This window comes from Streptomyces sp. NTH33, from assembly GCF_003236365.1.
Classification (GTDB): Bacteria; Actinomycetota; Actinomycetes; order Streptomycetales; family Streptomycetaceae; genus Streptomyces.
In genome coordinates this window covers 1-7,303 of the sequence record NZ_POTZ01000356.1, presented here as the reverse complement: position 1 = coordinate 7,303, position 7,303 = coordinate 1, and the positions used below count along the sequence as shown (strand labels likewise).

4 protein-coding genes are annotated in these 7,303 nt (G+C 70.6%); 2 read left to right on the top strand and 2 right to left on the bottom strand.

The genetic code is table 11. The annotated features are described in order from the left end of the window. Window positions 1-265 precede the first annotated feature (265 nt). The gene (locus tag C1I97_RS27085) at window positions 266-1,456 is read left to right on the top strand and encodes a zinc-dependent alcohol dehydrogenase (RefSeq protein WP_111005771.1); all 1,191 of its coding nucleotides are present in this window, start codon (window positions 266-268) and stop codon (window positions 1,454-1,456) included. A gap of 83 nt (window positions 1,457-1,539) precedes the next feature. Here C1I97_RS27085 and C1I97_RS27080 read toward each other — a convergent pair whose 3' ends face one another. Together C1I97_RS27080 and C1I97_RS27075 are read right to left on the bottom strand one after the other, a co-directional pair. After that, window positions 1,540-3,726, bottom strand: coding sequence for an OmpL47-type beta-barrel domain-containing protein (locus C1I97_RS27080; RefSeq protein WP_111005770.1), 2,187 nt, complete (start codon window positions 3,724-3,726; stop codon window positions 1,540-1,542). A gap of 23 nt (window positions 3,727-3,749) precedes the next feature. After that, entirely contained in the window at window positions 3,750-6,266 is a 2,517-nt protein-coding gene (locus tag C1I97_RS27075; RefSeq protein ID WP_111005772.1) for a ThuA domain-containing protein, read from the bottom strand. 187 nt (window positions 6,267-6,453) lie between these two features. Between C1I97_RS27075 and C1I97_RS27070 the strand changes: the two genes are divergently transcribed. Next, window positions 6,454-7,303: multicopper oxidase domain-containing protein (locus C1I97_RS27070; RefSeq protein WP_111005769.1), on the top strand; the 850-nt coding region annotated here is incomplete at its 3' end.

Below are 7,303 nucleotides of genomic sequence, written 5' to 3'. Positions count from 1 at the left end.
CCGTAAGGGCGCGCCGCGCCCCCGATCTCCGCCCCGATTTCCGTCCCCAGCTTGCCATATGGCCCCCGTCCCTCTCTTTGTCTTCTCTTTGTCCCTGATTGTGTGCTTGTCCGTTCATCAGTGGCCATACCCGCTCGTTTTTGATCGTGCGCGTCGGACTGGGCCGTTCGGCCCCCCGTGGTTCGCCGGTTCGGGCCCGGGTACCCGGCCGTGCGCACGAACACAGGAGCGCGCTGCGAGCGCGGCAGGGAAGGGGCACGGCACGATGAAGGCAGTGACCTGGCAGGGCAAGCGCGACGTTCGGGTGGAAGAGGTCCCCGACCCGAAGATCCAGGAGCCGACGGACGCCGTCATCCGGATCACCTCGAGCGGCCTGTGCGGCTCCGACCTGCACCTGTACGAGGTGCTCACCCCGTTCATGACGCCCGGCGACATCCTCGGCCACGAGCCCATGGGCATCGTGGAGGAGGTGGGTTCGGAGGTGCCGAACCTCAAGCCCGGCGACCGGGTGGTCGTACCGTTCCAGATCTCCTGCGGCCACTGCTTCATGTGCTCCGCGGGCCTGCAGACCCAGTGCGAGACCACCCAGGTCACCAGCGAGGGCATGGGCGCGGCCCTGTTCGGCTACACCCGCCTGTACGGCGCCGTCCCGGGCGCCCAGGCCGAGTACCTGCGCGTGCCCCAGGCGCACTACGGTCCGATCAAGGTTCCCGAGGGCCCGTCCGACGACCGGTTCGTCTACCTTTCCGATGTGCTGCCCACCGCCTGGCAGGCGGTCGAGTACGCCGCCGTACCGCGCGGCGGCACCGTGGTCGTGCTCGGCCTCGGGCCCATCGGCGACATGGCGTGCCGGATCGCCAAGGCGCGCGGTGCCGAACGGGTGTTCGGCATCGATCTGGTCCCGGAGCGGCTCGCCCGGGCGCGCCGGCGGGGTGTGGAGACGTACGACCTGCGCGGCTTCCACCACGAGAAGGACCTGGTCGCCGCGATCCACGACGAGACCGACGGACGCGGCCCCGACGCCGTGATCGACGCGGTCGGCACCGAGGCGCACGGCAGCGCGGTCGCCCGGCTCGTCCAGCAGACCGCCGCGGTGATGCCGCGCGCCCTGAGCGGACCGCTCGCCGAACGCTTCAGCGTGGACCGGCTCGCCGCCCTCCACACCGCCATCGACCTGGTGCGCCGCGGCGGCACGATCTCCCTCTCCGGCGTGTACGGCGGCTCGGCCGACCCGATGCCGATGCTCACGCTCTTCGACAAGCAGATCCAGATGCGGATGGGCCAGGCCAACGTCCGCCGCTGGACCGACGAGATCATGCCCTACCTGACGGACGAGGACCCGCTCGGCGTCGACGACTTCGCCACGCACCACGTGCCGCTGTCGGACGCGCCGCACGCGTACGAGATGTTCCAGCGCAAGCAGGAGGGCGCCGTCAAGGTGCTGATGAAGCCCTGAGCCGAGCCGGGCGGGGCGAAGAGGGAGGGACCGGCCGCCCTCGAACCTCCTGGCGGCCGGTCCCCCGGTTTTCCGGCCCGCTCCTACAGCTCCTTGATCCGTACGTCCCGGTAGGAGACCACGTCCGTCGTGCCGTGCACCTGGAGTCCGATGTAGCCGGAGGCGAACCGCCGCCCGTCCGTGCCCGGGTCGTCCGAGCGGGGCGGGGAGAAGTCCTGGCCGCCGATGTTGTCGAACTCGTTGATCAGCACGCCGTTGCGGTGGACCGAGTAGTGCTGGCCGATCACGCGGATCTCGTAGTCGTTCCACGTGCCCTTCTGGGTGACGCCGGCCCCGGCCAGCCCCACCCGGTCGAAGCCGTAGACCGAACCGGTCTTGTACATGTCCCCGTCGGGCCGGTCGAACACCTGCACCTCGTGCCCGTACTTGATGGCGACCCACTCCGGCCGCGACTCCTCCGGGTGGTCGTGGACCCACGGGAACCGTACGAAGACGCCGGAGTTGGCGTTGCCGTCGCCCGGAGCGTCGTCACGCCACTGGAGGCGGAGCGAGAAGTCGCCGTACTTGCGCTGCGGGAACCACAACATGCCCAGGCCGTCCCTGGTGGTGCCGCTGGTGAGCGAACCGTCGGGGTTCAGCGCGAACGAACCGCCGCCGACCTGCTCCCACCGGGCGAAGGAGGCCGCGCTGCCGTCGAGGATCGTGCGGTACCCGGTGGTTTGGCCGGGCTCGCCGATGCCGGACTCGCGGGCGGCCTGCTGGACGGCCCTGTACTCCCGCTGGTCGACGACCCCTTCCTTGAGGAGCCGGTCCAGGACCGTCTTCACGTGCTTGAGGAACAGCGCCTGGGACGTCCACTCCTTCTCGTCCTCGATCAACTCGCCGATCCGGCACCGGGTGTTGGTGATCCGGTTCGGCACCCCCGAGTCGACCGTGCCGACGATCACCGTCAACCGCTCGTCGTACTCGGGGCAGTTGGGTGCGGGCACCCCGCCGCCCGCCACGACCGCGAAGCTCACGGTCCGCGGCTCGGACGTGTTGCCGGCCTTGTCGCTCGCCCGGTACGCCACGGTGTGGCGGCCGGCGCGGTCGACGAACACCGGCGTGGTGTAGGCGATGTACGGCCCGCCGTCGAGCGAGTACTCGATGTCCGCGACCCCGGAGCCGCCCTCGTCGGCCGCGCTCACGGTCACCTTGGCGTAACCGACGTACGCCCCGTCGGAGTTCCGTGTGCCGTCGACGGTCACACCGGTCACCGGCGGGGTGGTGTCCCGCGCGGGCGGGGCGACGACGGTGAACCCCACGCTCTTCTCCGCCGACACGTTGCCCGCCCTGTCGGTGGCCCGGTAGCGCACGGTGTGCGTGCCCGGCTGGTGCACCATCACCGGGGCGGTGTACGGCTGCCAGGCGCCGGAGCCGACCGCGTACTCGATCGTGTTGACCCCGGAACCGGTGTCGGAGGCCGAGACGGTCACCGTCGCCATGCCGACATAGGCGCCGTCGGCGTTCCGCTCGCCGCTGACCGTCGCCGAGGTCTCCGGCGGTGTCGTGTCGTCCGACGGCGGGGCGACGACCGTGAACTCCACGCTCTTGCCCGCGGAGACGTTGCCGGCCCTGTCGGTGGCCCGGTAGTGGACCGTGTGGGTGCCCACCTGGTCGACGACGACGGGGGCGGTGTACGGCAGCCAGTCGCCCGGCGCCGTGCCGAAGGCGTACTGGACGCGGTCGACTCCCGACCCCTCGTCGGTCGCGTCGATGGTCACGCTCGCCGAGCCGACGTACTCGCCCCGCGCGTTCCGGGTCCCCTGCACGGTCGCCGAGGTCTCCGGTGCCGTGGTGTCCGGGCCGCCGCCCTCGGTCACCACCAGGACGCCCTGCATCTGCCCGTGGCCGGGAATGGTGCAGTGGTAGAGGTAGCGGCCCGGGGTGAGGACGACCTCGGCGGTGTGGCGGCCGCCCCGGTCGTCGTACGGGTTGGCGAGGATGTTGAGCTGGACGTCGTTGTTGTACTCGGGGTCGGAGGTGCCGAAGGTCAGGGTGTGCGGCATCCCCGTGGTGTTGCCGGTCGCCGCGCTGTTCTCGAAGACGATCGCCGCCGGTCCCGCCACCGCCGTCGCCGGCGCCGAGGTGTACCGGGTGATGTCGTCGCCGGCGGTCCAGGTGAGCACCTGGGCGGCGGCCGTCCGGGCCGGAGCGCCGGCCTGTCCGGCGGCGGACGTCGTCTGCAGGCCCAGCACCATCAGCAGGGCGGCCAACAGGGCCGTCCACATTGTTCGTTGACGCAGTCGGTGGGTCACTGTGCCGTCCCCCTCGCCAGTCGGCCGGCGGCCGGCGTCGGTCCGCCGCCCGTGTAGGTGACGCGCCACAGCGCCGACTTGGCGTCCGAGGTGAAGAAGCCGCGGCCGTAGTCGAGGACGTACAGCGCGCCGTCCGGACCGAACTTCCAGTCCATGAGGTTCTTGATGCCGTCGTTGCCGATCGGCACGATCTTCTTCAGCGACTCCGAGTGCACCGGCAGTCCGCCGTCGCCCAGCGTCCTCGGGTCCATCAGGACGGCGTTGCGCGGCTGGTCGGCGTCGTAGAAGTCGCCGACGAACCACTTTCCGTCCCAGTACGAGGGCCACGTGACGTCACTCGCGCTCGACCCGTCGTACCGGTAGACCGGGCCGTTCATCGCGGCCTGCCCGCCGCCCGTGAGCCACGGCAGCCGGTAGGTGGCCTCCTCCTTCCGGTACGACGGGATCCCGTTCGCGTCGCGCGGGTAGTCCGGGCCGCCGCCCTGGGGCGAGTACCAGATGTTGTTGCCGGTGACCGGCGGGAGGTTGACCAGTCCGTCGTTGTTCGGGGACTCGTTCTTCGGGTGGTCGCAGTCGTACCAGCCCAGCGGCTTCGACGGGTCGGGCAGGTTGCGGTCGCGGTAGGGCTGCTTGTCGCCCATGCAGTACGGCCAGCCGCGGTTGCCGGCTTTGGTGATGGCGGCGAACGTGTCGTACTTGGCCGGACCCCAGGTCGGCGACGGCTCGCCCGCGTCCGGGCCGACCCAGCCCGCGTACAGGACGTCGGTCTTCCGGTCGACGAAGATGCGCGCCGGGTTCCTGACGCCCATCACATAGATCTCGCCGCGGGTCTTGCCGCCGCCCTCGGCGGTCTCCTTGCCGGTGAAGAGGTTGCCGTCGGGGATCGTGTAGGTGCCGTCGGGCTCCGGGTGGATGCGCAGGATCTTGCCGTTGAGGTTGTTGGTGTTGCCGGCGGTGCGGCGGGCGTCGGCGAAGGACACGCCCTTGTAGCTGGGCTGCGGATTGTTGCCGGAGTAACCGCCGCTGAAGCCACTGGAGTTGTTGTCGCCGGTGGCGATGTACAGGTTGCCCCGGGAGTCCCAGGTCATCCCGCCGCCCGCGTGGCAGCAGCTGTGCACCTGCACCGGCCACTCGAGCAGCACCTTCTCGCTGCCCAGGTCCAGCCTGTCGGTGGCGGGGTCGAGCGTGAAGCGGGAGACGCGCCGCTCGGCGGTCCGCCTGTCGCGGTCGAGCCGCGCGTGGGGCGTGTAGTGCAGGTACACCCAGCCGTTCTGCTCGAAGCGCGGGTCGAGCTCGATCCCGAGGAGGCCCTCCTCGACCTTGGTGAGCTCGTCGCCGCCGCCCTTGTTGCCGAAGACCGTCAGCTCGCCCGCCAGGGTGACCTTCCCGGTCCTCGGGTCGTAGACGTGGACCTGCCCCTTGCCCTTGCCGACGTCCGGACTGTTCCAGTCGGTGACCACCGGCCGGGAGGAGTCCGCGCCGCCGCGGCCGATGTAGAGGACGCGGCCGTCGGGGGCGGTGACCAGGCCGTGCGGCTCGCCGATCTGGTCGTTCTGTCCGGGCTGGTTGGGCCGGGTGAGGCGCTCGGCCCGGTAGTTCGCGGTGATGGTCGCCTTGCAGTCGGCCTGCGCCAGCCGGGTGGTCCACAGCAGGGCGCCGCGCAGGTGAGCACGGAAGTCCGTCTCGTCGTACGACGACACGGTGCCGCCCATGCCGGTGTAGAAGGAACGGCCGCCGTCGTAGTCACGGCACCAGCTGACCGGATGGTCCCAGCCGCCCGCACCCGCTCCCGGCTTGTACGTCGACTCGCGCACCCGCGCCACGGTGTGCACCGTGCCGGAGGGGTTCTTGGCCCAGTCGAGCCACCGGTCGGCGCGCTTCCACTCCAGCGGCAGGTCCCTGGTCGCGGGGTTCTGCCGGTCGCCGACCTCGACGGTGGCCCGCTGGACGGCCGTCGGACCGGAGGCGGCCGGGCGGGCGCCGATGAGTCCGGTGAACCAGTCGGAGTACGGTTCGGCGCGGGCCGCGTCGTGGATGCCGACGAAGCCGCCGCCGGCCTCCATGTAGGACTCCAGGCCGGCCTCCTGGGCGGGGTCGAGGACGTCGCCGCCGCCGGTCAGGAACACGATCGCGTTGTAGCGGCCGAGCCTGGTGGCGCTGGTGAAGACCGAGGCGTCGTCGGTGGCCTCGACCTTGAAACGCTCCCGCGCCGGTCCGGACAGGCCGATCCTCTCGATCGCCTCGATCCCGGCGTTCACCACCGGCGACTCGTCCCCGGCCGCGGCGGAACCGTAGAAGATCAGCACCCTTGCGTCCGAGCCGCCCGGCGGCGACGTGATCGACATCGTTGTCAGAGGCGTTCCCGGATCCGGGCGCGCGCTCGCGGCGGGGGCCGAGAGCAGCCCGGCCGCCACGGCACCCGCGGCGACGGCGGCCGCCCAGATGCGTCTCGGCCGTTTCTTCCTGTTCAACACGCGTAAGTGCGCGCGCTGTTGATGCGAGGTGGACCGCATGTGGTCACCCATCCCTCCTCGGTCGCAGCAAACGCCAAGGAAGGTAGACCTCTTTGCATGACCCGCCAATAGGTACGGCTGTAATCCAACGAACTTTGTCCTGAGTGTGGATAAACAGCCGCAGGGCCGGTACCTTTCGCGGGGTCCGAGTAACTTCCATACTAGTGTGGGGAGTTGAAGGTTGGCCATGGACAGACGCGGCTTCAACCGGCGGGTGCTGCTGGGCGGCGCGGCCGTGGCGACATCGTTGTCCCTGGCTTCCGAGGCCGAGGCCGCGACCGCCGGCACGGCCGCCGCCACCGCCGCACCGCCGCGCACCGCGCCGGCCGGGGGCGAGGTGAGGCACATCAGGCTGTACGCCGAGAAACTCCCCGACGGGCAGATGGGCTACGGCTTCGAGAAGGGCAGGGCGACGGTCCCCGGCCCGCTCATCGAACTCAACGAGGGCGACACGCTGCACATCGAGTTCGAGAACATCATGGACGTGACCGCGAGCCTGCACGTCCACGGCCTGGACTACGAGATCTCCAGCGACGGCACCAGGCTGAACAGGAGCGACGTGGAACCCGGCGGCACCCGCACCTACACCTGGCGCACCCACGCCCCCGGCCGCCGCAAGGACGGCACCTGGCGGGAGGGCAGCGCGGGCTACTGGCACTACCACGACCACGTCGTCGGCACCGAACACGGCACCGGCGGCATCCGCAAGGGCCTGTACGGGCCGGTGATCGTCCGCCGCAAGGGCGACGTCCTGCCGGACCGCACGCACACGATCGTCTTCAACGACATGACCATCAACAACCGTCCGCCGCACACCGGCCCGGACCTCGAGGCCACGGTGGGCGACCGCGTCGAGTTCGCGGTGATCACGCACGGCGAGTACTACCACACCTTCCACCTGCACGGTCACCGCTGGGCCGACAACCGCACCGGTCTGCTCACCGGACCCGACGACCCCAGCCGGGTGATCGACAACAAGATCGTCGGACCGGCGGACTCCTTCGGCTTCCAGGTGCTCGCGGGGGAGGGCGTCGGGG